Annotated in this window: 22 protein-coding genes; all 22 read right to left on the bottom strand. The window is 37.4% G+C overall.

Annotated elements, in window-relative coordinates:
• Nucleotides 1–18 precede the first annotated feature (18 nt).
• The 22 genes from ftsY to glgA all read right to left on the bottom strand — a co-directional run bounded on the left by ftsY (nt 19) and on the right by glgA (nt 24,378).
• Complete coding sequence (ftsY, locus tag SBH76_RS01600) at nt 19–948, bottom strand: signal recognition particle-docking protein FtsY (RefSeq protein WP_128672955.1); 930 nt, start codon at nt 946–948, stop codon at nt 19–21.
• A gap of 9 nt (nt 949–957) precedes the next feature.
• Nucleotides 958–4,515: a chromosome segregation protein SMC gene (gene smc, locus SBH76_RS01595; RefSeq protein WP_317976548.1), complete on the bottom strand. Its 3,558-nt coding sequence runs from the start codon at nt 4,513–4,515 to the stop codon at nt 958–960.
• On the bottom strand, nt 4,506–5,204 hold the full coding sequence (gene rnc / locus SBH76_RS01590) for a ribonuclease III (RefSeq protein ID WP_007592856.1): 699 nt from the start codon (nt 5,202–5,204) through the stop codon (nt 4,506–4,508). The genes smc and rnc overlap by 10 nt, the downstream gene beginning before the upstream one ends.
• 318 nt (nt 5,205–5,522) lie before the next feature.
• Entirely contained in the window at nt 5,523–5,756 is a 234-nt protein-coding gene (gene acpP, locus SBH76_RS01585) for an acyl carrier protein (RefSeq protein WP_007592858.1), read from the bottom strand.
• 13 nt (nt 5,757–5,769) lie between these two features.
• Nucleotides 5,770–6,762, bottom strand: a complete 993-nt coding sequence (gene plsX, locus SBH76_RS01580; protein ID WP_007592860.1) for a phosphate acyltransferase PlsX — start codon at nt 6,760–6,762, stop codon at nt 5,770–5,772.
• A gap of 143 nt (nt 6,763–6,905) precedes the next feature.
• Nucleotides 6,906–7,154 (bottom strand): hypothetical protein, encoded by a 249-nt coding sequence (locus tag SBH76_RS01575; RefSeq protein WP_317976547.1) that lies wholly within the window; start codon nt 7,152–7,154, stop codon nt 6,906–6,908.
• A gap of 1 nt (nt 7,155) precedes the next feature.
• Nucleotides 7,156–8,157, bottom strand: a complete 1,002-nt coding sequence (cbiG, locus tag SBH76_RS01570; protein ID WP_317976546.1) for a cobalt-precorrin 5A hydrolase — start codon at nt 8,155–8,157, stop codon at nt 7,156–7,158.
• A 5-nt stretch (nt 8,158–8,162) separates the two neighbouring features.
• Nucleotides 8,163–9,008, bottom strand: a complete 846-nt coding sequence (locus SBH76_RS01565; protein WP_317976545.1) for a CPBP family intramembrane glutamic endopeptidase — start codon at nt 9,006–9,008, stop codon at nt 8,163–8,165.
• A gap of 74 nt (nt 9,009–9,082) precedes the next feature.
• Complete coding sequence (gene rpsA / locus SBH76_RS01560) at nt 9,083–10,189, bottom strand: 30S ribosomal protein S1 (protein WP_007592865.1); 1,107 nt, start codon at nt 10,187–10,189, stop codon at nt 9,083–9,085.
• Nucleotides 10,170–11,018: a 4-hydroxy-3-methylbut-2-enyl diphosphate reductase gene (gene ispH, locus SBH76_RS01555; RefSeq protein WP_317976544.1), complete on the bottom strand. Its 849-nt coding sequence runs from the start codon at nt 11,016–11,018 to the stop codon at nt 10,170–10,172. Before ispH ends, rpsA begins: the two co-directional genes overlap by 20 nt.
• Entirely contained in the window at nt 11,015–11,680 is a 666-nt protein-coding gene (cmk, locus tag SBH76_RS01550; protein WP_007592867.1) for a (d)CMP kinase, read from the bottom strand. The genes ispH and cmk overlap by 4 nt, the downstream gene beginning before the upstream one ends.
• Entirely contained in the window at nt 11,661–12,902 is a 1,242-nt protein-coding gene (locus SBH76_RS01545) for a BaiN/RdsA family NAD(P)/FAD-dependent oxidoreductase (RefSeq protein ID WP_317976543.1), read from the bottom strand. The genes cmk and SBH76_RS01545 overlap by 20 nt, the downstream gene beginning before the upstream one ends.
• A gap of 1 nt (nt 12,903) precedes the next feature.
• Nucleotides 12,904–14,223: an aspartate kinase gene (locus SBH76_RS01540; protein ID WP_317976542.1), complete on the bottom strand. Its 1,320-nt coding sequence runs from the start codon at nt 14,221–14,223 to the stop codon at nt 12,904–12,906.
• A 27-nt stretch (nt 14,224–14,250) separates the two neighbouring features.
• Nucleotides 14,251–17,985: a phosphoribosylformylglycinamidine synthase gene (locus SBH76_RS01535; protein ID WP_317976541.1), complete on the bottom strand. Its 3,735-nt coding sequence runs from the start codon at nt 17,983–17,985 to the stop codon at nt 14,251–14,253.
• Between the two features lie 22 nt (nt 17,986–18,007).
• Nucleotides 18,008–19,231 carry a 6-phosphofructokinase gene (locus SBH76_RS01530; RefSeq protein WP_317976540.1) on the bottom strand — a complete coding sequence of 408 codons (1,224 nt, stop codon included), beginning with the start codon at nt 19,229–19,231 and terminating at the stop codon, nt 18,008–18,010.
• A 15-nt stretch (nt 19,232–19,246) separates the two neighbouring features.
• Nucleotides 19,247–19,765: a sigma-70 domain-containing protein gene (locus SBH76_RS01525; protein WP_317976539.1), complete on the bottom strand. Its 519-nt coding sequence runs from the start codon at nt 19,763–19,765 to the stop codon at nt 19,247–19,249.
• Between the two features lies 1 nt (nt 19,766).
• The gene (locus tag SBH76_RS01520; RefSeq protein ID WP_317976538.1) at nt 19,767–20,246 is read right to left on the bottom strand and encodes a DUF5721 family protein; all 480 of its coding nucleotides are present in this window, start codon (nt 20,244–20,246) and stop codon (nt 19,767–19,769) included.
• The gene (locus SBH76_RS01515) at nt 20,233–21,210 is read right to left on the bottom strand and encodes a hypothetical protein (protein ID WP_317976537.1); all 978 of its coding nucleotides are present in this window, start codon (nt 21,208–21,210) and stop codon (nt 20,233–20,235) included. Before SBH76_RS01515 ends, SBH76_RS01520 begins: the two co-directional genes overlap by 14 nt.
• A 9-nt stretch (nt 21,211–21,219) precedes the next feature.
• On the bottom strand, nt 21,220–21,999 hold the full coding sequence (locus SBH76_RS01510; RefSeq protein ID WP_317976536.1) for an HAD family hydrolase: 780 nt from the start codon (nt 21,997–21,999) through the stop codon (nt 21,220–21,222).
• Entirely contained in the window at nt 21,999–22,457 is a 459-nt protein-coding gene (locus SBH76_RS01505) for a divergent PAP2 family protein (RefSeq protein ID WP_007592894.1), read from the bottom strand. Before SBH76_RS01505 ends, SBH76_RS01510 begins: the two co-directional genes overlap by 1 nt.
• Nucleotides 22,454–22,939 (bottom strand): HD domain-containing protein, encoded by a 486-nt coding sequence (locus SBH76_RS01500; RefSeq protein WP_007592896.1) that lies wholly within the window; start codon nt 22,937–22,939, stop codon nt 22,454–22,456. The genes SBH76_RS01505 and SBH76_RS01500 overlap by 4 nt, the downstream gene beginning before the upstream one ends.
• Complete coding sequence (gene glgA / locus SBH76_RS01495) at nt 22,936–24,378, bottom strand: glycogen synthase GlgA (RefSeq protein WP_007592898.1); 1,443 nt, start codon at nt 24,376–24,378, stop codon at nt 22,936–22,938. Before glgA ends, SBH76_RS01500 begins: the two co-directional genes overlap by 4 nt.
• Nucleotides 24,379–24,391 lie beyond the last annotated feature (13 nt).

Below are 24,391 nucleotides of genomic sequence, written 5' to 3'. Positions count from 1 at the left end.
TTTGTAACAGCTTTTTTATTACTCATTGCTAAACAGTGCATCTACAAATTCCTGTGAATCGAACTTGTGTAAATCGTCTATTTTCTCCCCCACACCGATATACTTTACCGGAATTGAAAGCTCAGCCTGTATTGCTACGGCAATACCACCCTTTGCGCTTCCGTCAAGTTTTGTCAGTATTATTCCTGTTATATTCGCGGCTTCATTAAATACTCTTGCCTGCTCAAGTGCATTTTGTCCTGTAGTACCGTCAAGTACCACCAATGTCTCTCTGTAGGCATCCGGATATTCTCTTTCAATTATTTTATTTATCTTTTTCAGCTCTTCCATAAGATTTTTCTTATTGTGAAGTCTTCCTGCCGTATCGACTATCATTACATCGGTATTTCTCGCTATTGCGGCTTTGCAGGCGTCAAATACCACTGCTCCGGGATCTGAACCCTCGTTTTGGGCGATTATATCCACACCGGCTCTCTTTGTCCACTCCTCAAGTTGCTCTATTGCCGCGGCTCTGAAAGTATCTGCAGCTACCACAAGTACTTTTTTTCCATCTTTTTTAAGCTGACTTGCAAGCTTTCCCACAGATGTGGTCTTTCCTACACCATTTACACCTATAACAAATACTACGGATTTTCTGTTTTCAAATTCATAAGCATTCTCACCCAAATCCATTCTTTGCTTTATAGTTTCAATAAGCACATCTTTACACTGTGAAGGTGAAGTCAGATGTTCTTCCTTTACTCTTTTTCTGAGTTCTTCTATGATATCTGTGGAAGCTCTGATACCGATATCACCCATAATAAGTGTCTCTTCAAGCTCCTCATAAAAGTCCTCATCTATTACATCATATCCAAGAAAGACATTTTCTATTCCGCTTACAACGGCATTTCTTGTCTTTGTAAGGCCTTCTACAAGCCTCGAAAAAAATCCTCTTTTCTTTTCTTCCATATAAAACTCCTAATTATCAAGTTCATTCTCTATAAGATTTACGGAAACAAGAGTTGAAACTCCTTTTTCCTGCATAGTAATTCCGTAAAGTCTGTCTGAAGATACCATAGTACCACGTCTATGTGTAATTACTATGAATTGTGTATGATCTGTCAGCTTATGTAAATACTTTGCAAATCTGTCTACATTTGAATCATCCAAAGCGGCCTCTATCTCGTCAAGAAGTGCAAATGGTGAAGGCTTAAGGTTTTGTATTGCAAAAAGAAGTGCAATAGCTGTGAGCGCCTTCTCGCCTCCTGATAGCTGCATCATATTTTGAAGTTTCTTTCCCGGCGGCTGTGAAATAATTGCAATACCCGCTTCAAGCATATCATCCTGCTCTTCAAGTACCAACTTACCGCTACCGCCACCAAAGAGCTCCTTAAATACTTCATCAAATTCTTTTGCTATTTCTTCAAACTTTTCAGCGAACTGCTTTTTCATAGCAATATCAAGCTCTTCAATAATCTTTATCAAAGTTTCTTCAGCTTCCAAGATATCCGAATGCTGCTTTTTCATAAGCTCATATCTTCCCGAAACTTCATTGTAATCTGAAATGGCATTTACATTTACATTTCCGAGAGCTTTGATTTTTGATCTGAGTTCCTGTATCTTTGCTCTGATATCATTTAAGCTCATACCTGTATCGGTCTTCAGCTCCAGAGAAGAATTATATGTGAGTTCATATTCATTCCACATATAATTTGTTCGCTCGGAAATTCTTTCTTCGGATTTTTCTATCTGACCTCGCAGTCTATAGATATCTCTGTCAAGAAGTGAAACTCTGTCACTGTAAATATCTCTGTTTTCAAATATCTTATTCTGTGACTTACTTTTTGTTTCCTTTATTTCACTAAGCTCTTCTTCTTTTTTCTTAAGCTCCTCTATTTTTTGAGCAAGTTCCTCTCTTGCCCTTTGCTCTTCTTCAATTCTTTGATGTTTCTCGGTTATATTTCTTATGATATCTTCAGCTTTACCCTTAAGTCCCGATTTCTCAGCTATAAGAGCATCCATATCCGCTTTTGTTCTGTTTACATTTTCATCGCTGAATTCAAGTCTCTGCGATATATTTGCGTATTCAAGCTTTGAAGAATTAAGTCTTTCAACCACAGTTTCTCTTTTGCTTCTATAACTTTGAATTTCTTTTTCGATATTTTCAATATCTTTTCCGACTTTTCCAAAGTCCTCGCCTACATTAAGAAGTGTATTATCAAGTCTCTTAGTCTCATTTTCTATTTCCGTAAGTTCATTATCGATATTTTCAAAATCTGTCTGAACAGAAACAGATGAAGCCTTTAATTCATCAAGCTTTTCTATAAGACTGTTTCTTCTATGCTCTATATTATTTTTTTCAATAATAAGTTCCTGGCTCTGCACTCTGTTTTCTTCAAGTTTTGCATTTATAGAATTTCTCTCGGCCTTGAAAGCTTCCACCTTATCATTTGCCTCTGTATAATTTTTTAAAAGCTCCGATATTTCGGCTTCAAGTTCGTCTATTTCACGCTTTCTACCAAGCAGATTTCCTGCACCTTTAAAAGCACCACCGCTTATAGAACCTCCCGGGCTTAAAGACTCACCGTCAAGTGTAACGACTCTGTACTCATATCTGAATTTCTTTTCAAAAGCAATTGCATTATCAATATTGTCGATAACAACAATCTTTCCAAGCAGACTTCCTACAAGGTTTACATAGGCACTGTCAAACTCCACAAGCTCCGATGCTATTCCTATAACACCTTTTTCTTTTAAAAATTCTTTATTTGAAAATGTTGAATTTCTCACTGATGACAGCGGCAGGAATGTGGCTCTTCCGTATTTATTTTTCTTAATATAGTCAATAAGAATCTTCGCAGTGTTCTCCGAATCTGTAACTATATTCTGAATTCTTCCTCCGAGAGCCGTTTCTATAGCAATCTCATACTTTTGTGACGCCTTGATAATATCGGCAACAACTCCATGAATGCCGCCGATTCTGTCTCTGGTCTCCATAATCTTTTTTATGGAATTTCCATAGCCTTCATATCTTTCGGCAATATTTTTCATCGAAGTAAGTCTTGCGGATTCTCTTTGGTATTTAATCTGCAAGTCCGATGCCACCTTTGCAAATCTTGTTATCTCCGTATGAATTGCTTCATTCTTGTTTTCAAGATCTTTTTTTGCCGCATTGACGGTATCTATCGAAGCATTTATCTCTGAAAGATTTTTATCCTCTTCTTCAATCTTTATCTCTAAAGTATTTTGGCCTGTTTTACTCTCCAAAAGTCTCTGTGTCATTTGAGATTTTCTAAGTCTAACCTGCTCAAGGATACCTTTATATCTTTCCTTCTTTGCTCTAAGATCGGCATTCTTTGAGTTGAACTCTTCTGAAGCATTTTTTAAATCTTCAAGTCTTTTTGTGAGTTCATTGATATTCTTATCAATATTTTCAAGTTCTTCAAAAACACTGTTTTCTTTTTCATGTGCTTCATTTAAAAGCCTTTGTAAAGAATTCTTTTCCTCTTCAAGTTTATCAAGCTCTTTTTGCTTTTTTTCTATATCACTGTCTATATTTTCGCCTCTGGATGCAAGATTTTCATTATTCCTGTTTTCGGAATTTATCTGCTCCTTTAAGATTTCAATATGTGAAGTGATTTCCTGCAATGTAATACTTGTAGCGCTTCTTGTATTTCTTAATTCATCCAGCTCTTCATCTATCTTTTTTAAATCTGCAGTGATATTTTCATAGTCCTGCTTCGATCTTTCAAGTGAAGCTTTGGCATCGTTTAAATCATCTGAAAGAAGTTTTTCTCTCTTCTTATATTCATTCAGATTCTGAGTTATGCTGTCATACTCCATTATGTAGCTGTTTACGTCAAAGGTTTTCAGTTCTTCACGCAAAGCTAAAAACTCTTTGGCAACCTTTGCCTGTCTTTCAAGAGGACCTACCTGTTTTTCAAGCTCTGTAAGAATGTCGTTTACTCTCACAAGGCTTTCTCTCTCAGACTCCAGTTTTTTTAGAGCCAGACCTTTTCTTCTTTTAAACTTTGTGATACCTGCCGCCTCGTCAAAAAGTTCTCTTCTTTCTTCAGGCTTTCCATTGAGTATCTTATCGACCTGTCCCTGTCCTATAATGGAATATCCGTCCTTACCTATACCTGTATCAAAGAATAGCTCACTGATATCCTTTAACCTGCAGGCTGAACCGTTTATCATATACTCGCTTTCTCCGGATCTGAAAAGCCTTCTTGAAACCGTAACTTCTTCAAAGTCTATATCAAGCTTATGATCGGAGTTGTCCAAAGTAATTGCAACATAGGCAAATCCAAGCGGTTTTCTAAGCTCGGTACCTGCAAATATGACGTCCTGCATATTTCCGCCTCTGAGCTGCTTTGCACTCTGTTCACCAAGTACCCATCTTACCGCATCCGAAACATTACTTTTTCCTGAGCCGTTCGGGCCTACAATACCGGTTATTCCATTGTGAAAATCAAATACAATTTTATTTGCAAAGGATTTGAATCCTTGAATTTCAATACGTTTTAAATACATCCTTCAATTTTCCCCAATTTTTTTAGTGCTTCATAGGCTGCCGCCTGCTCCGCCGACTTTTTGCTTACACCTTCTCCCATTCCTATTGTTTTACCGTCAATTTTTACCGCAACTACGAATTTTTTCAAATGATCGGGCCCCTCTTCAGATATCGGGGTATACTCTACAGATTTTGAGTCCTGTGATTGAATCACTTCCTGTAATATAGTCTTGCTATCATAAAAGAAGACTTTATTTTCGTATTCATTCAGAATGAATTTTAAAATCACCTCTTTTGCATTAGCAAAACCACCATCTAAATAGATGCTGCCAATGAGTGCCTCAAATGCATCACTTATAATGCTCGGCCTCATCCTTCCGCCTGTATGTTCCTCGCCTTTTCCAAGCTTTAAAAACTTACTGAGTTTTATATTTTTGGCACAGTCCGCCAAAGCCGCTTCACAGACAAAACCGGCTCTTATTTTTGTAAGCTCACCCTCAGGTTTATCAGGGTAGACTCCATAGAAAAATTCACTGCTTACAAGCTCCAACACGGCATCTCCCAAAAACTCAAGTCTTTCATTTGACCCGTTTTTACCGAGCTGATGCTCATTTGCATATGAACTGTGAGTGAGTGCCTGGCTCAAAAGCTCTTTATTCTTATACTCATATCCTAATAATTCCTGTAATTCATTTAAATTATTATTCATACAAACCCTCTACTATTTCTAATTTTACAAAAGAGGCTATTTAACTTGGAGCTACCGTTCTGCAATATAATAGCTTTTATTTTACAATCCTAATCGCAACACTTTCTTAAAGCTTCGCAGGATTTTACGCAGTCTGCGGAACTCGTTTGTTCGCTTGAAGAGCAGCGAACTGCACTCAAACAGGTCCTCGACTGCTGAATCCTGTCTCGCTTTGCGAAAGTGTTAAACGCTACAAGGATTGTAAAATTAAAAGATTATACATTTATACAGATCGATAGGCAAATTAACAATAGCCTCATTATCTCTTATCTACAGGAGTCAGTTACCGGTTGCCTTCTTTATTTCTTCTACCGCATCATTTACAGTATGAATATTCTCTGCAACTTCCTGAGGTATCTCAAGCTCAAATTCTTCTTCAATTCCTGTAATAATCTCAAACAGGTCAAGTGAATCGGCTCCCAAATCGTCTACAAAAGCTGAATTAAGCTCAATTGTACTCTCATCAATATTTAAAACCTCAGCGATAATTTTCTTTAATTTCTCAAACTCCATTTTTTTCTCCATTCTAATTCTTTGTCATTTTTTCTCTTATAATATCACTCAAAGCTTCTTCTTTAAAGCTCTTGCATTGTAAAATTGAATTACAAATTTCATTTGCCTTTGAATTACCATGTGCTTTTACCACAAGGCCGTTCAAACCAAGTAAAGGCGCTCCGCCGTATTCACTTGCGTCAAAAGACTTTAATGTCTCTTTTAATGATGATTTTATCATCATTGCACCTATCTTTGTAAAGACATTTTTCATCAAAGCATCTTTTATCTTACCAAGCAGTGTAGAACCCAGGCCTTCATAAAGCTTAAGTATAACATTACCTACAAATGCCTCACAAACTATAATATCGGCACCGCCCTTAGGTATCTCTCTTGACTCTACGCTGCCGATGAAGTTGATATCGTCACATTCTTTCAAAAGCGGCATGGTCTCTTTTACAAGAGCATTTCCTTTTTCTTCCTCGGCACCTATATTTACAATGCCGACTCTCGGATTTTTTATACCTATTACTTTTTCCATATACAAGGAACCTATTCTGGCAAACTGAACCAGATGTTCAGCCCTTGCATCCACATTTGCACCGCAGTCTATAAGCAAAGACACACCTTTTTCCGTAGGAATAAGCGGCGCCAATGCAGGTCTGAGTATTCCCTTAATCCTGCCTACTATAAGCTGTCCGCCTACAAGAACGGCTCCTGTGCTTCCGGCGCTTACAAATCCGTCCGCCTTACCTTCCTTTACAAGGTTCATTCCCACTACTATTGATGAATCTTTCTTTGCTCTGATAGCCGCTACAGGTGCTTCCTCATTTGTTATTACCTCAGATGCGTAAACCGCACTGCATCTGTCCTTATACTCTTCGGTTATCTTCCCCTCTAAAACCTCCTTCTTACCGACTAAAATAACATTAATGTCTTTATCTTTCTTTAAGGCATCAAACGCCCCTTTTATTATTTCTTCGGGTGAATAATCTCCACCCATTGCATCTAATGCAACTGTAACCATAACACACCTCGAAAGTAAGTTTTACTTTGATACCATTGTATCATATATGAATAGAAAAATATTCGCAATATGAAATTATTAATATCGAAAATATTTTTATTATATTTGGCATAACCTGTATTTATAGTCTAATAATTTGTCCGTCAAATCTTTAATGCCGTAAACTCATTATCACGCCAAAGATATACCGCATTTGCACATGAGAGTTTCTTTCTGACAATTCTTCCCTTTTCTTCCAAAGCTTCCCCCTCTTTGCCGAGAGGTGTAATTACCCTGTTGTCTTCTATGATACATTCCACATCATCATGATACAGATTCTGCAAATAAAGTTTATAAGAATTTATTTTTTCAGAATAATTTTCATTTTCTTTATCAACTATAAGATATACCATATCATTCCCGTCCTATAGCAAGAGTCATGCCGTCTTTTGCCGTTTTTCCCAGTATCAGATTATTGCACTGTATAAGAACCGATCTTTCACATACATTCCCTACACCTACAGTCTGTTTTACAAAATCGGACTCGTTAAACTCTCCTTCAACCTCGTTCAGTTCATCCTTTGAAAAAGTATTAAAAGGAACCGAGAGTCTATTGGCAAGTTCTTTGATTGCATTTTCATCTTTCTTTATATCAATGCTGCCTACCGCCTTCACGGCTCTTATATCAATGCCTTCTTCTTTCATTACTTCATTTACAAAATCCCACATTTTTTGTGTATCCGTATTTTTTTTACATCCTACACCAAGATATATATCCTTGGGTATAAGAGTCAGTACATTGTCATCATAAGTTCTGTCGGTAATCCTTACCTTTAGCTCACAGTCCGCATTTAAAGGATTCAATTTCTTTTTGATATCTTCCACATTTATGCTTTCAATATCACTGTCAATATCCACCGACTTTTTATCAAGCAATGCGGCACTCACATCCTTTGCAAGTTTTCTTGATGAGATTATTAAATTATGCTTTTTTGCAAATACATCCACCGCAAATGTGTCGTTTATATCAGTGGCTGTAGTAATAATAGGAGTGGCACCAAGTGCCCCTCCTATATATTCCGCCAACTCATTGGCACCACCCACATGTCCTGAGAGCAGAGATATCACATATCTTCCAAGCTCATCTATAACCAGCACCGCAGGATCGCTAAATTTATCTTTTACATATGGTGCAATGCTTCTTATCGCAATCCCTGTAGCTCCGACAAAAATAATTGCATCATCACTAAAATGTGTCTTTACGGTTTCTTTCAAATCCGTAAAGGCTTTCATTCTACTGTCTGAAATATACTTTGACATTGTATATGATGAAACATTGTTATTCTTCAATATATCCATCAATCTGATATTTATATCTTTACCATTTTTTGTAAATGAAAAAACAGTTATATTCATATCTTTTATAATCCGTATGTGTATGTTTCGGATTCGGTATCCCTGCTTTCAGGTTTCTTTAAGCAAAAAATAACAAGCAAAATAACAGCCGGAATAACCATTGCATATGATATACGGTTTATAGCCGTATTTACCAAATCGGTATCAAGAGCTGAAGGCAGATTTCCGATTGTATTGTTTACCATATGTATAAAAATCGTGTAAAAAATATTTCTTGTCTTGTAGTAAATAAGTCCCATAATACAGCCCATTATCGCTGTATACACGCTCTGAACAAAGATCATATGCCAGATACCGAATAATACTCCGGATACAATTATTGCAAACCACGGGCTCTTTGTTATTCTCTCAAGTGAGTTGAAAATGAGCAATCTGAAAAGTATCTCTTCAACTATCGGTCCTATAATTGATATTGAAAGCAATGACCAGATATATGCTCCCGACTCAAGATCGTCATATACTCCCGAAAAATACTCCACATTCTTTGCTATAAAAGGTATTGATACCAAAAATCTGTCAACTATTTCAAACCAAAGGCCTGCTATACCATAGAATGCAAATCCCATTACAATACAGAAAATAAACCCTTTTACAAATCCGAGCTTAATTCCTTTTTCATGCTTCTTAACTATAAATATAGCCAATATCAGATAGATAACAATAAGTACCACCGATATCAATGTATCTACAAAAGCATTTATGCTCGGCAAAAGTGCATCAGGTACTATCATATATTTTACATCCAGATAATTAAAGCCTCTGAATATAACATCACTTAGCCACTCATAGCTAAGATATAAAAGTGCAACTACAATGCACCAAAATACTACATTTTTATAATTTCTCTTCATACATCTCCTTATTTTTTCCGTTAAAAAGGTCGCAGATGAAAACACCTACGACCTTGTATAAACTAAAGTATTTATTATTCTTCAACAGACTCTGAAGTTCTTGCGTTCTCTTTCTCAAGCTCTTCATTTGCCTGTGTCAAAGCCTTGATACTTAATGAGATCTTCTTGTCTGCCTCATTGAACTCAACGATAACAGCCTCAACCTCATCTCCTACCTTAAGTACATCTGAAGGTTTTTCAACATGGTCATGTGAAATCTGAGATACATGCAACAATGCATCAACACCGTTTGAAATCTCAACGAATGCTCCGAAATCTGTCATTCTTGCAACTTTACCCTTAACAACATTACCACGTGCGAACTTCTCTTCAGCGTCAAGCCATGGATTCTGATCAGGGAACTTCATTGAAAGTGCGATCTTCTCACCTGAGATATCCTTAATGAAGGCTGTAACGGTATCACCTGACTTAAATACCTTCTTTGGATTCTCTACTCTACCCCAGCTCATCTCTGAGATATGTAAAAGACCGTCTGCACCACCAAGGTCAACAAATGCTCCGAAATCTGTAACATTCTTTACTGTACCTTCAATTACATCACCCGGTGTTATCTTCTCAAATAAAGCCTTCTTCTGCTCTTCCTTCTTAGCTACAAGAAGCTGCTTTCTGTCACCGATGATTCTTCTTCTCTTAGGATTGAACTCTGTGATAACGAACTCAATCTCTGTATCCTTATATTTAGATAAATCTCTTTCAAATGTATCTGATACAAGTGATGCAGGTATAAATACTCTTGCATCCTCTACCACTACACTGAGACCACCCTCAACTACCTGTACAACTTTTCCTGTAAGAACCTCATGGTTGTTGAAAGCATCCTCAAGCTTCTTATTACCTCTATCTTGAGCCAATCTCTTGTATGAGAGGAGAACCTGACCTTCTCCGTCGTTTATCTTTAAGACTTTTGCTTCCATGTCATCACCGACATTTACAACTGTTCTTAAATCTAAACCGTTGTCATTACTATATTCACTTCTTGTGATGATACCATCTGACTTAAATCCGACATTAAGAATGATCTGATCTTCCTTAACATCAATTACCTTACCGTTGACAACTTCTCCCGTGTGTAGAGTCTTGAATGACTCATCTAACATTTGTTCAAAACTTAGATCTGACAATATTTTGAACCTCCTCAATGATATGTTTTGGGGTTGACGCCCCTGCCGTAATACCTACACTATCCACAGAAAGTAAAGCATCATAATCTAGGTCTTCAAGAGTTTGAATAAAAACTGTATTCTTACATTCTTCCTGACATATTTCCACAAGCTTGCCTGTATTGGAGCTTTTTTTGTCTCCGATAACTATCATGGCATCCACATTTGATGCTATATTTTTTGCCTCAGCTTGTCTTTCCTGTGTTGCATTGCAAATCGTATTAAAACATCTTACATCATAACCCAAAAGCGATATTTTATCAATGATTTCTTGAAATTTTTTATGATTAAATGTCGTTTGAGCTACAATTATTATTTCTTTATCTTTTTTTAATTCTAAATTTATAAATTGTTCGATATTTTCAACCGCATAGGTATTTTCATCTCCCCAGCCTCTTATTCCCATCACTTCAGGATGCTCGGGATTTCCGATTATTACCACAGTTTTTCCTTTACCGCTTTGTACGGAAACTATGGCATGAATTTTTTTAACAAAAGGACAGGTGGCATCTACCACTCTATGTCCGCTGTTTTTTACAAAATTAAATATCTCTCTGCTTACCCCATGTGAGCGTATGATTACAGTGCCTTTCGGCAGTGAAGCCAAATCTTCTATCTTCACGGCCTCCACACCTCTTTTTTTCATATCCTTCACAACTTCCTCATTGTGAATTATGGGTCCCAGAGTATAGACTATATCATTGCCTTTTTTGGCTTCTTCATACACGGTGTTTACCGCTTTTTCAACTCCGAAGCAAAAACCGGCACTTTTTGCTAATTCGACTTTCATCTTTCCTCTTTTACCATCGACAGTATCTTTGATACCACCTCTTCAAGTGTCATATCGGATGAATCCAGATAATAGGCATCATCAGCCTGCTTTAAAGGTGAAATCTCTCTGTTCATATCGGCTTCATCCCTTTTTATTATCTCATCCTCTATATCATTTATGTCCAAATCCGTCTGTCCCTTTTCTAAAAGTTCCAGATATCTTCTTTTAGCTCTGACTTTTGAACTTGCACTTAAATAAATCTTTAAATCGGCATTAGGAAGTACTACAGTACCTATATCTCTGCCGTCCATCACCACATTTTCTTTTTGTGCAAGTTTTCTTTGAAGTGCCACCAGCTTTTCTCTCACACTGCCTATTGCACTGAATTTACTTGCCAGTTTTCCTATCTCTTCAAGTCTTAACTTACCTGTTACATCTTCTCCGTTTAGGATAACTTTCTGTGCACCGTCTTCGTACTTTATGCTTATCTCAAGCTTGTCCAACAAAGATTCGATTCTGCTGTCCGTACCGTCCGCCACATTATTCTCCAAAAAGAAAAGTGCCACAGCTCTGTACATTGCACCTGTGTCTATATAAATATATCCGAGTCTTTTACTTAAAGCCTTTGCTATACTCGATTTACCCGCTCCCGCAGGTCCGTCAATCGCTATACTGTTCATTTCCCGCTCCTTCTCCTGCCGCATATCCTGTTGACCATGCTATCTGTAGATTATAACCGCCTGTGAATGCATCCAAATCAAGCACCTCACCTGCAAAGAACAAACCCTTTATTTTCTTTGATTCCATAGTCTTCGGATTTATTTGTGAAACTTCAACTCCACCCTTTGTTATTATAGCTTCATTAAAGCCTCTTGTAGAGCTTATCACATATTCAAGATTTTTTGTAGCATGAACAAGACTGTGTCTTTCCTCTTTTGTAAGTAGGTTCACCTTTTTATCGGGATCGAGCTTACTTTGATATATAACCTCATCTATCAGCTTTGCAGGAAAGAGCTTATTTAAAGAGTTTTTCAAACTTTTATTTTTTTGCTCCGCAAAATCTCGTAGAATTCTTTCATCAAGCTTTTCATCATCCAGAGCCGGCTTTAAATCAATGCTTAGTCTGTAGCCTTTTATATTTTTGTTTCCGATAACTGCAGATGCGGATATTATTACAGGTCCGCTCACTCCGAAATGTGTGAAAAGCATTTCACCGAATTCATCATATACAAGCTTTTTGTCATTGTAGATATAAGCATGGATATTCTTTAAAGAAAGCCCCTGTAATGCCTTTATTCTCTCGCCCTCTATGTTAAAAGGTACTAAAGAAGGATAGAGCTTACTTACACTTAAGCCTGCCTCTTTGGCAAATCTGTAGCCGTCACCGTCGGAACCTGTAGCCTGATATGACATTCCGCCTGTAGCAACTATTACGGCATCCGCCATAATTTTATTTTTTCCGATTACCACACCTATACATCTGTCATTTTCTATTATAAGCTCATCCACCTTGGTGTTAAGTCTTATATCCACATGCAGATCTCTTATTGCATTTTCAAGTGACTTTATTATATCCGAGGAATGGTCGCTTACCGGAAATACTCTGTTTCCTCTTTCAATCTTAAGCTTTGTACCGTTGTTCTCCACAAGATTCATAATATCTTCATTTGTGAAGTTTTTAAATGCACTGAATAAAAATCTTTTATTACTTACAACATTTTCCATCACCGTATTCATGTCTGAGGCATTTGTAAGATTACATCTGCCCTTGCCTGTAATAAATATCTTTTTACCGAGTTTTTCATTTTTCTCCAGCAGTATTACCTGCTTTGATGTTAAAGCAGCGGAGTATGCTGCTATCATTCCTGCCGCACCTCCGCCTATTATTATTACCTTTGCCATTTTAAGATACCGATTTTACAAACATATCATATATAGCCTTTATAGTTGTTTCAAAGTCATTTTCCTTAACGCCTACAATGATATTAAGCTCTGATGAACCCTGATCTATCATCTTTACATTGACTCTGGCATGTGCAAGTGCCGCAAATATTCTTCCTGCAGTACCTCTGTTTGCCTTCATTCCTCTGCCAACCACAGCTATAAGTGCAAGTCCCGACTCCATCTCTACAGTATCAGGGCCTACGGCTCTGTGTATACCTGAAACTATCTGCTGCTCATGCTCTTCAAACTCGGACTGATGTACAAGTACGGTCATAGTGTCAATACCTGAAGGCATATGCTCTATAGAGATATTGTTCTGTGCAAAAACATCCAATACTCTTGCGCAGAAACCTACCTCAGAGTTCATCATTGCCTTATCGACATTTATTGCACAAAATCCCTTCTTACCTGCAATACCTGTGATAGTAAACTTTGAACTCTTGCAAGTACTCTCTACTATCATTGTACCCTTATCTTCCGGCTTGTTGGTATTTCTGATATTAATAGGAATACCCTCTTTTCTTACAGGGAAGATTGCATCCTCATGAAGTACTGAAGCACCCATATATGCAAGCTCTCTAAGCTCCTTATATGTTATCGACTCTATTGTCTCAGGATTTGATATAATTCTTGGATCTGCCACCAAAAAGCCTGATACATCTGTCCAGTTTTCATACAAATCGGCCTTTATACCTCTTGCAATTATAGAACCTGTTATATCTGAACCGCCTCTTGAAAATGTTCTGATTTTTCCCGAATGATCGCTACCGTAAAATCCAGGAATTACCGCTCTTTGAACTTTCTCAAGTCTCTCTGAAACTTCCTTGTTTGTAGCCTCGGCATCAAATGTACCGTCTTCAAAGAAGAAAATCATCTCTGCAGGATCTATAAACTCAACCCCAAGATATTTTGCCATTATAATACCGTTTAAATACTCACCTCTTGAAGCGGCGTACTCTCTTCCGGCTTTATTTAAAAACTGTTCTTCTATTTTTGCGAACTCATGATCAAGATTTAAATCAAGTGAAAGTCCGTCTATAATTTCCTCGTATCTTGCTTTGATCTTTTCAAACTTTTTCTTATATGAACCGCCTTCTACGGCCGCATCATATGTCTCATATAAAAGGTCTGTTACCTTCTCATCCTTGGAATTTCTTTTTCCCGGTGCGGACGGAACAACAAATCTTCTTGATTTATCAGCCTTTATGATATCTCCCACTTTTTTAAATTGATGTGCACTGGCCAGTGAGCTGCCTCCAAATTTTACTACTTTTATCATTATCTTCTCCAAACCTTTTTATCTGATTTATCTGAAATATTTTACACCAGATTCAAAGATTTGCAAGTCCTGTTTTTCAAAAACATTTATAGCAACACCTTTTTCTCTTCTTTCGGAGTGTGCCATCTTACCGAAAATCCTTCCGTCAGGGCTTGTAATTCCCTCTATGGCCGCATAAGAACCGTTCGGATTGTACTCACCGCACATGGTAGGATTTCCGTTTAAATCCACATATCTTGTAGCTACCTGACCGTTTTTAAACAACTCATCAATTTTTTCTTTCGGGGCTACAAATCTTCCCTCTCCATGTGAAACCGGATTTGCATACACATCTCCAAGTTTTGCATTCATAAGCCATGGTGATTTATTACTTACCGTCTTAAGATATGCCATTTTGGAAATATGTCTGCCGATAGTATTTGTAGCCAAAGTTGCTGAAAGCTCTTCCTGTTCTTTTATCTTTCCGTCAGGCAAAAGTCCAAGCTTTATAAGTGTCTGGAATCCGTTGCATATTCCAAGTATCAGACCGTCTCTGCCCAGCAAATCTTCTATCTCTTTTTTCAAAATTTCATTTCTGAACACTGTAGCAAAAAACTTTGCAGAACCGTCAGGCTCATCACCCGCAGAAAAACCTCCCGGGAACATTATTATCTGTGAATTTCTTATTTCATTTTTATATTGCTCTACAGATTCCTTTATAGCCAAAGGTGAACTGTTTCTAAATACAAATGCCTCCGCACTTGCACCGGCTCTTCTAAATGCTCTTATTGAATCATACTCGCAGTTGGTTCCCGGCATAACAGGAATAAATACTTTAGGACTTGCATTTTTTTCTTTTGCAATATAAATGCTTTCAGCCCTATATATTTTATCTTCAAGTACCTCTTTATTTAAAGGCTCTTCCACTGACGGGAATACACTCTCAAGCGGTTTTTTCCAGTTTTTTAATATCTTATCAAGTGAAATCTCTTCCGCATTTACTATGACCTTCGGCTCTTTAATTACCTCTCCAAGATAAATTGCTCCTTCAAAATCAAGTTCCGACTCGGATTCCAGCAAAAAGCCTCCAAACTCCGGAGCAAATAAAGTCTCCTCATCCGCTTTAAGGCTTACACCTAACATATTTCCAAAGCACATCTTTGAAACAGCCTCCGCTATTCCGTTTCTCTCCAAAACAAATGCACTTACTATTTTTTTATTTGTTATCTCTGTTTGAATATCACTGTATATTCTCTTTAAATATTCAAAATCGGGAAGATCATATTCATCTCTCTTTAATTTTACGAAGTAGAGCTTATTCCCGGCTTTTTTCAGCTCTGTAGATATAATATTTTTATTATCACCTACCGCCACTGCAAAAGAAACCAAGGTAGGAGGTACATTTATATCATTAAATGAACCCGACATCGAATCTTTACCGCCTATGGATGCAAGTCCAAGCCTCATCTGTGCTTCATAAGCTCCAAGAAGTGCCGAGAGCGGCTCTCCCCAGGTCGAGCTCTCAGTCATTCTTCTAAAGTATTCTTGGAAAGTAAAATGTACCTTTTTATAATCTCCGCCCGCGGCTACAATTTTACTTAAAGAGCTGACTATAGCATACATTGCCCCATGGTATGGACTCCAGCTTGACAGATACGGATCAAATCCATAGCTCATAATGGTAACCGCATCACTTTCTTCATCCAAAAGCGGCAGCTTGGCTACCATACTTTGAGTCTCTGAAAGCTGATATTTTCCGCCGTATGGCATGAGTACACTTTTTCCTCCTATACTTGAGTCAAACATCTCCACAAGTCCCTTTTGTGAAGCCACATTCAAGTCGGAAACAGTTTTCAGCCATCTTTTTTCTATGTTTTTTTCTGTTTTGTTGTATTCAAAAGGATTTTCTGCTTCATTTGGCGCTTTTACATAAACATCTGTTGTGGAGGTGGCACCGTTTGTATCAAGAAATGCCCTTGATAAATCGACTATAGTTTTGCCTCTCCATGTCATTTGAAGTCTTTTTTCTTCCAAAACCTTTGCTACAATACTTGTCTCAAGATTTTCTTCCTCTGCATATTTGCAAAATTCTTCTACCGATTCAGGTGAGAGTACCACAGCCATTCTCTCCTGTGATTCCGAGATTGCAAGCTCCGTGCCGTCAAGTCCCGCATATTTTTTAGGCACTTTATCAAGATCGATAATAAGTCCGTCTGCAAGTTCTCCTATTGCCACAGACACTCCACCTGCACCGAAGTCGTTACATTTCTTTATAAGTATTGTCACCTCAGGTCTTTTAAAAAGCCTTTGTATCTTTCTCTCGGTAGGTGCATTACCCTTTTGTACCTCCGCACCTGCAGTAATTATGGAATCGGTCTTGTGAACTTTGCTTGAACCTGTAGCACCTCCTATGCCGTCTCTTCCTGTTCTGCCTCCCAGAAGTACTATAATATCACCGGGGTCTGAAGTTTTTCTGATAACATTTGCTCTCTTTGCGGCTCCCATTACCGCTCCGATTTCCATTCTCTTTGCGACGTAGTCAGGATGATAAATTTCTTTTACATAGCCGGTAGCCAGTCCTATCTGATTGCCATATGATGAATATCCGTGTGCGGCTCCTGTTACTATCTTTCTTTGAGGAAGTTTGCCCTGCATTGTCTTTTCAATTGGCAATGTAGGATCTGCGGCACCTGTAATTCTCATAGCCTGATACACATAAGTTCTTCCTGAGAGAGGATCTCTTATAGCACCTCCAAGGCAGGTTGCCGCACCACCGAAAGGCTCTATTTCCGTAGGGTGGTTATGAGTTTCATTCTTAAAATTGATAAGCCACTCCTCTTTTTTACCGTCTACTAAAATAGGTACAACGATTGAACAGGCGTTTATCTCATCACTTTCCTCTACATCGGTAAGAATATTGTCGGCCTTAAGCTTCTTCATAGCCAAAAGTGCAATATCCATCAGGCAGATTTTTTTATCTTTTTTGTCCTTATAAAGGATCTTTCTGTCATTTAAATATCTTTCATATGATTCTTTTGCGGGAACGCCAAAAAATCCCTCCTCAAAGCTTACGTCTTTTAGCTGAGTTGAAAAAGTGGTATGTCTACAGTGGTCTGACCAATATGTATCCAATACTCTTATCTCAGTGACAGAGGGATTCCTGTTTTCATCATTTTTTAAATAATCTTGTATAAATTTAAAGTCATCAAATGTCATAGCCAAAGAAAGACTCTCATAACAATCTTTCAAGGCTTTTTCATCCATAGTTATAAAGCCTTCTATAGACTCTACATCCTTAGGCATTTCAAAGTCTGTTTTTAAAGTTTCGGGTATAGACTCATCGGCAATCCTTGAGTCTACAGGATTTATACAGTAATCTCTTATCCTCTCCTTGTCGGCTTCACTAAACCGCCCTGAGAAAATATAAGTTGTTGCGGAGCGGATATTTATATCATCTTCACTTCCAAGCAGCTTCACACATTGTATGGCGGAGTCAGCCCTTTGATCAAACTGTCCCGGCAAATACTCTACAGTAAAGTAAAAATCACTTTCAAGATGTGAAAACTTACTCTCAAAGCAGATATCCAGCGGCGGCTCACAAAATATAGTGCCCAAGCTTTTTTTATAGTCTTCATCCGATATGTTTTCAATATCGTATCTGACCAAAACCCTGACATCATCAAGGTTTTTCAAGCCCAAATAGCTCCTAAGCTCACCCGAAAGTTCCTTTGCTCTGATAGCAAAATCCGGCTTTTTTTCTACATAAATCCTTCTAACGCCCATCTTTTTTCCTCCTCGGAAACCACTACTTAAGACTAATTATATGACTTTGTATTCCTTCGCAAACAATATTTGAAAGCTCACCCGTAATAAGCGGTTTCGCATATTCAATGAATTTTTCATTTACTCCAAATCCATCCTCGCTTATCCAGCCTCTAGGGATTTCTTTTTCTATGTTTGCAACTAAATTTATATCACATTTTCTTACAATAGACAAATATGGGGCGTCATTTACCCTGTCAAAATACATCATAACTCCGGTTTCACCTTCAATTCCGGCCTTTACACCTAAAAATCCGATATTGAAAGCCTCATCTATATCGGTTTTACTTTGAAGATGAGCCGCCGCTCTTTGCAATGTATTTATTTCCACGGCTCTTGTTTTTACGCCAAGTTCACTTTTTATTTTTTTAGCAAGGTAAGCTGCAGTTCCTGAGAGCATCTTATGTCCGAATGCATCCACATTTCCCTCATCCTCGCTTATATAATTTCCGTTTTGATCTTTTATACCCTCGGATACCGCCACAACAATATTGTTCTTTTCATTGAGTCTGTTTCCGAGTATATTTATAAATTCTTTTAAATTTAAACCTATTTCAGGTAAGAGAATGAAATCCGCTCCGTCATTGAAACTGTTCTTAGCCAGAGCTGCAGCTGCTGTAAGCCAACCTGCATTTCTTCCCATTATCTCAACAAATGTCACACTCTTTAAATCATATACATTTGAGTCTCTTACAACTTCCGAAATACATGTAGCTATATACTTTGCCGCACTTCCGTATCCCGGTGTATGATCTGTAACAGGTAAATCATTATCAATAGTCTTCGGAACTCCGACAAACTTTATCGGGCTTCCTATGATTTTTGCATACTCCGACATTTTCAGTATTGTATCCATAGAATCGTTTCCGCCTATATAGATAAAAACATCTATACTGTACTTTTCAAGAAGCTCAAATGCCTTTTGATAAACTTCATTGCCTGCTTCGGGCTTTGGCAGTTTGTATCTGCAAGAACCCAGATATGAACTCGGTGTTCTTTTTAACAGTTCAATATTTAGCTCTGAATTAAGTGTTTCATCAAGGTCTACTATTTTTTCATTTAAGAATCCCTCGATTCCGAATCTCATTCCATACACCTTTTCAAATCCGAAATGCTTTGCTCCGCAATACACCCCCGCCAAAGATGCATTAATAGCCGCTGTAGGCCCTCCAGACTGACCTACAATCAAATTTTTTCTCTCTTCCATAAGCTTCTCCATATTCTAAATATTTTTTTCCGGATCCATTGCGTTCAAACTTATTTTTAAAAGTTCTTCCACTTCATCTTTCGGAACCGTAAGTCTGTCTGAAAGTTCCTCTACGCTTGCTTCTCTGCCATACTCCTGTGCCAAAATCCTTGATGCTTCCATCAAGTCGTTCAATCTCTCCGCCAGCATATTTGAAGCATTCTTTACCTTTGTTTCCTCATCAATTATCTCATTGAGCCTTTTTTCCACCGCTGTTCTTATCTGAGCTTTTAAATCTCCCGATTTATATTCAGCCACAGCCATTGTAAGCGCCAGATGACTCTCACTTATCAAATCCGTTATTTCCTGACCGCAACCTACAAAGGGTTGTATAAGCTCTGTAGCATACATCATATGACCTTCGATAATCCTGTTTTTTGCACTGTTATCCCCACTTAAGAGTGCTTTTTTTAATGTATCAAGTTCCGATTCTTCAAGAGGTTTTATTTCCTTCATATCCTCCAGATACATCTCAAGAATGCTCTTATCTTTCACTTTATTCTCCCGTTTCTTCCACTGTAATATTTATTCTTCCAAACATATTTTTTACATATAAATCAAATGCATCTGAAATTTTTCTGTCAGGTAAAAAAGTTTTCGGTGAAAATGAAGATATTAAATTCATTTCTTTATTTGAATATCTTATATTCAAATACAAATCCCCATCTATATCTTTTGTTGTATTGCTTTTAATCCAACCTCTTTTAAATTCTTCTGAAAACTTAAAAATCAGCTTGAAAAAAGTAGGTCTTCTCTTTCCCTTTATTATTCCAAAGCAAATAGGCCTTATCTCACCCCAGGTGCAAAAATCTCTGTTTTCTTCTTCGTCAAAATAAGGCTTATTAAGCCTACAGTTGATATCATATTTTACAAATGTATGAAACTTGGCTTCCACAACAGTAAATTTATCAAATATATCTGTCATAAAGAGTAATTTTGTAAATTCCTTAACTTCCAAAATCTCAAAGACCTGCATTTGCTTCCTCCGACCACAGTGTAAAGAAATCTCTTCCCGAAAGATGAGACCCTGAATTTTTGCAAACCTTATCGAACTCGCTTTCGTTTATATCTATAGGATTTTCTTTTACAAACTCATTATATAAATTCAACAGATATGCCGATTCTCTTTCCTCTTTTATTCTTTGCTTATTCTTTTTTGTGGCTTCCGCATTATAGCTCTTTACACATTTATAAAGCACATATTTACCCTTGTTTGTAACTATGGGACTTACACTTCCGTCTTCCATTACTCCCAAAGTGTTCTTTACATCTTCAGTTTCGTTATTTATCGCTATACTTCTTGAAATACTGTCGCTTTCAGAAAATTGAGTTGCCAGTTTCACACAATTCTCACCATTATTTAATCTGTCTAAAAGAGTATTTGCAAGTTCATAATCAGAAACCTCAATCACATGAAAATCCATTATTCTGGCTTCACTTTCACTGACTTCTTTTACATTCTTTTCAATCAATTCTTTTTTTGTTTTATCCACCAGAACATAATCCATGAAAACCGTATCACAGTCTTCCTGTGTAAGTCCCGGAAAGCTTTCACTGTTTGCCACATTTTCATCGTAAAATATCTTTGAAAGCTTTAATGCTTTTGTTTTATCCTGCTCCGATAATGTAATATTTTCGTTTTCCGCAATTCTTTTAAGTACAACAAGTTCTTTATAATAATTTTTTAAATCATTATAAAAATTATCTCTGAATGTAAATTTTGTGTCCTTGTCAACATAGCTGTCCCATATTGCATCTGTATATGTATCGGTAATAATTTGACTCTCCGACAATGCGGGAATAAGCATCTGACTGTAATTATATCCAAGTTTGTTTTCTGATAAATTTATCTTTATATTTTCACTTATGCCGGACGTTTTTATTCCACAACCTGAAATAAAAAGAGCCGTTATGAATCCGACTAAAAATTTTCTCTTCAATTCCGTCTCCTAAAGCAGATAGTTTAATATCTTCAAAACTCCAAGGTTTTCATTGCTGTCTGCCATAAATCTTGCCGCTTCCTTTGCTACAGGAGCCGCATTTTCTACTGCAAATGAATAGTAAGCCGCCTTAAACATTTCAACATCATTGGCCTGATCACCGAAAACCATTGTCTCGTTTTCCTTTATATCAAAAGCTTCCTGAAGCTTCTTTAGAGCATTTCCCTTGCTCACTCCCTTTGCGGTACAGTCAAGCCACATCTCACCTGCATAATTTATCAAAAGTTTATCCGAATATTTTTCTATAATATCATCGGCCTTACCGTATACATTCTCCGAATATGCGGAAATTTTTATTATATTTTCCACCTTGGTAAGGTCGTCTACAAGTTCTATTCTGCCCCTGTATCCTCCTCTTATCCAGTCTATAAGAAATTCATTGTTTTCCTCAATATAGTATGATGATTCATCGGCAACCACAGCAATCAAATCCTTGTTTTTTCTTAAATCAAGAATCAATTCCTTTGAAATCTTATCATCCATTTCATTTACAAACAGACTTCTACCGTTTACCCCGATATAAGCTCCGTTATCTGATATATAAAATATCTTGTCCTTTACTTCTTCAAAGACATTTTCTATACTCACCCACTGCCTTCCGGAGGCAACGGCAAAATGAATTCCTTTGTCATGAACAGCCTTTATCATATCAACTATTCTTTTGTCAAGCTTGCCGCCGCCGTCACTTACCAAAGTTCCGTCCACATCCGAGGCAATAAGTTTTATCATTAATATATTCCTCCAATTACAAATGCTATAACAATACCTAAAATCGCACCCATAAATACCTGAAGCGGAGTATGTCCTACGAATTCTTTCAATCTCTCTTCAAAATGTTCAAAATTATCTTCAAAAATATTATTTTCCAGAATCATATTAAGAAGTTTTGCCTGCTTTCCCGTCTCTCTTCTTACTCCCATTGCATCATACATAACAACCAAAGCAAAAATAAATGTAACGGCAAACTCAAAGCCTGCAAACCCGTGTTTTAATGCACTTGAGGTTGCCAGAGCACATACCGTAGCTGAATGTGAACTTGGCATTCCGCCGCTTCCCCAGAGTCTGTCGGGTGAAAATGATTTATTATACCATATATCAATCATTGTCTTTAAAAGCTGAGCGACCAGCCATCCAAGAGCCGCACTGATGAGCACCTGATTTGAAACAATATCATCTAAAATACTCATACAGTCCCCTCCCCTGCTCTGTGAACATTTTTCATATTTGCAATTATTTCATTTACAGAAGTTGACTTGTCAGCCATTGTGAGCACCCATCCCTCCCTTGAAAGAGGAGGAATCGGTGTTAAAGGAAACATATGAGTTTTAATCATACTTGCTTCCTTATTTGTTATATTAAAATACTTTTTGGCATTTTTTGCCGCTTTATAAGGATGTGTAAAGCCATGTAAAAATGCTCCCGTTTCCTTTGTCGGTCTATGCCAGTCATAAAGGTAAAAATCATGTAAAAGCGCCGCTCTTGCAGCAGATTTATAATTTAAACCAAGTTTTTTGCACACTAAATATGTTGTATATGAAACGTCTATACTGTGCTCCATTGTGGATGTACATCCATGCTGAACAAAGCCGTCAAGTTTTTGAAAAATTTCACTGTTAAGTATATCTTTAACGCATTCCATATACTCTATATTATTTAAATATTCTTTCATCCTATTAACCAATCATACAGAGCCTGATACTCAAGTGCAGACTGCTTCCACGAGAAGTCCACAGCCATCGCTCTGTCAATCATCTTATTCCATTCTCTTTTTTTATCATAATAAATATGCTTTGCAAAATTTATTCTGTCAAGCATCTCATGTGCATTATAGTTTGCAAATGAGAAACCTGTACCCTTTGACTCAAATTCATTATAGCTCTCTACGGTATCACAAAGTCCGCCTGTCTCACGAACTATAGGAAGAGTTCCGTATCTTAAAGACATCAGCTGGCTGAGACCGCACGGTTCAAACAACGAAGGCATAAGGAAGGCGTCCGCAGCGGCATATATCTTATGTGACATCTCCTCGGAGTAATAGATATTTGCAGACACTCTGTCAGGATACTTCCATGCATAATGTCTGAACATGTTTTCATATCTGTCATCTCCGGTTCCCAGTACCACAAGCTGTACATTCTCCTCACAGATTTGATCCATCATATATTCCACCAAATCAAATCCCTTTTGATCCGTAAGTCTTGAAATAACCGCAAGCATAAACTTATTGTCATCTACAGGCAGTCCAAGCTCTTTTTGCAAAGCTCTCTTATTTTTAATTTTTTCTTTTCTGAAGTTCTTGCTGTTATAATTTTTATAAATAAGCTTGTCTGTTTCAGGGTCAAACTCATTATAATCAATACCGTTTACAATACCTCTCAGATCATTTTGTCTGGCTCTTAAAAGCCCGTCCAATCCTTCACCGTAGAAAGGATTTTGAATTTCATTCGCATATGTCTTTGATACTGTTGTTATAGCATCAGCATATACAAGTCCACCCTTTAAGAGGTTGGCATCCTTAAAAGCCTCCAACTTATCAGGTGTGAAATAATAATCACTTAAGCCTGAAAAATACTGTATTGTCTTAACATCCCAAGTACCCTGGAATTTAAGATTATGTATTGTAAATACGGACTTTATTCCTCTAAAGAAATCTCCGCCTGCAAATCTGTCCTTCAAATATACGGGAACCAATCCGGTCTGCCAGTCATGACAGTGAATAAGATCCGGTCTGAAGTCTACAAAAGGCAGTGCACATAGAGCGGCCTGTGAGAAGAAAATAAACTTTTCAATATCATAAAGCCAGTCTCCATAAGGCTTTGGACCTCCGAAGTACTCTTCATTATCTATAAAATAAAATGTTACTCCTTCAACTTCCTTCTTTAACACTCCGACATACTTACTTGAGCCGGCATAATCAATATAGAAATCACCTATATATTCCAGAGAGTTTCTTATTTCTTCCTTCATACACATATACTTCGGCAAAATAACTCTGGCATCAAAATATCTCTTATCCAAATACTTCGGTAAAGAGCCGACCACATCCGCCAAACCGCCTGTTTTAATAAACGGTACCGCTTCCGATGCAACAAATAATATCTTCTTCATAGGTGTTCCCTCC

The sequence above is a fragment of the Lachnoanaerobaculum sanguinis genome (genome assembly GCF_033242365.1).
Taxonomy (GTDB): domain Bacteria; phylum Bacillota; class Clostridia; order Lachnospirales; family Lachnospiraceae; genus Lachnoanaerobaculum; species Lachnoanaerobaculum sanguinis.
The sequence above is the reverse complement of the archived record's forward strand: the minus strand, read 5'-3'. Positions and strand labels throughout refer to the sequence as shown.

What these genes read in the sequence shown, in the direction of transcription:
- SBH76_RS01575 (WP_317976547.1), bottom strand. Translation starts at nt 7,154, where the DNA reads ATGGTATATCTTATAGTTGATAAAGAAAATGAAAATTATTCTGAAAAA.
- SBH76_RS01545 (WP_317976543.1), bottom strand. Translation starts at nt 12,902, where the DNA reads ATGGCAAAGGTAATAATAATAGGCGGAGGTGCGGCAGGAATGATAGCA.
- SBH76_RS01535 (WP_317976541.1), bottom strand. Translation starts at nt 17,985, where the DNA reads ATGGGCGTTAGAAGGATTTATGTAGAAAAAAAGCCGGATTTTGCTATC.
- SBH76_RS01500 (WP_007592896.1), bottom strand. Translation starts at nt 22,939, where the DNA reads ATGAAAGAATATTTAAATAATATAGAGTATATGGAATGCGTTAAAGAT.
- SBH76_RS01565 (WP_317976545.1), bottom strand. Translation starts at nt 9,008, where the DNA reads ATGAAGAGAAATTATAAAAATGTAGTATTTTGGTGCATTGTAGTTGCA.
- ispH (WP_317976544.1), bottom strand. Translation starts at nt 11,018, where the DNA reads ATGAAAGTCGAATTAGCAAAAAGTGCCGGTTTTTGCTTCGGAGTTGAA.
- ftsY (WP_128672955.1), bottom strand. Translation starts at nt 948, where the DNA reads ATGGAAGAAAAGAAAAGAGGATTTTTTTCGAGGCTTGTAGAAGGCCTT.
- cmk (WP_007592867.1), bottom strand. Translation starts at nt 11,680, where the DNA reads ATGAACAGTATAGCGATTGACGGACCTGCGGGAGCGGGTAAATCGAGT.
- glgA (WP_007592898.1), bottom strand. Translation starts at nt 24,378, where the DNA reads ATGAAGAAGATATTATTTGTTGCATCGGAAGCGGTACCGTTTATTAAA.
- smc (WP_317976548.1), bottom strand. Translation starts at nt 4,515, where the DNA reads ATGTATTTAAAACGTATTGAAATTCAAGGATTCAAATCCTTTGCAAAT.
- plsX (WP_007592860.1), bottom strand. Translation starts at nt 6,762, where the DNA reads ATGGTTACAGTTGCATTAGATGCAATGGGTGGAGATTATTCACCCGAA.
- acpP (WP_007592858.1), bottom strand. Translation starts at nt 5,756, where the DNA reads ATGGAGTTTGAGAAATTAAAGAAAATTATCGCTGAGGTTTTAAATATT.
- cbiG (WP_317976546.1), bottom strand. Translation starts at nt 8,157, where the DNA reads ATGAATATAACTGTTTTTTCATTTACAAAAAATGGTAAAGATATAAAT.
- SBH76_RS01505 (WP_007592894.1), bottom strand. Translation starts at nt 22,457, where the DNA reads ATGAGTATTTTAGATGATATTGTTTCAAATCAGGTGCTCATCAGTGCG.
- SBH76_RS01540 (WP_317976542.1), bottom strand. Translation starts at nt 14,223, where the DNA reads ATGATAAAAGTAGTAAAATTTGGAGGCAGCTCACTGGCCAGTGCACAT.
- SBH76_RS01510 (WP_317976536.1), bottom strand. Translation starts at nt 21,999, where the DNA reads ATGATAAAACTTATTGCCTCGGATGTGGACGGAACTTTGGTAAGTGAC.
- SBH76_RS01520 (WP_317976538.1), bottom strand. Translation starts at nt 20,246, where the DNA reads ATGCAGGTCTTTGAGATTTTGGAAGTTAAGGAATTTACAAAATTACTC.
- rnc (WP_007592856.1), bottom strand. Translation starts at nt 5,204, where the DNA reads ATGAATAATAATTTAAATGAATTACAGGAATTATTAGGATATGAGTAT.
- SBH76_RS01530 (WP_317976540.1), bottom strand. Translation starts at nt 19,231, where the DNA reads ATGGAAGAGAGAAAAAATTTGATTGTAGGTCAGTCTGGAGGGCCTACA.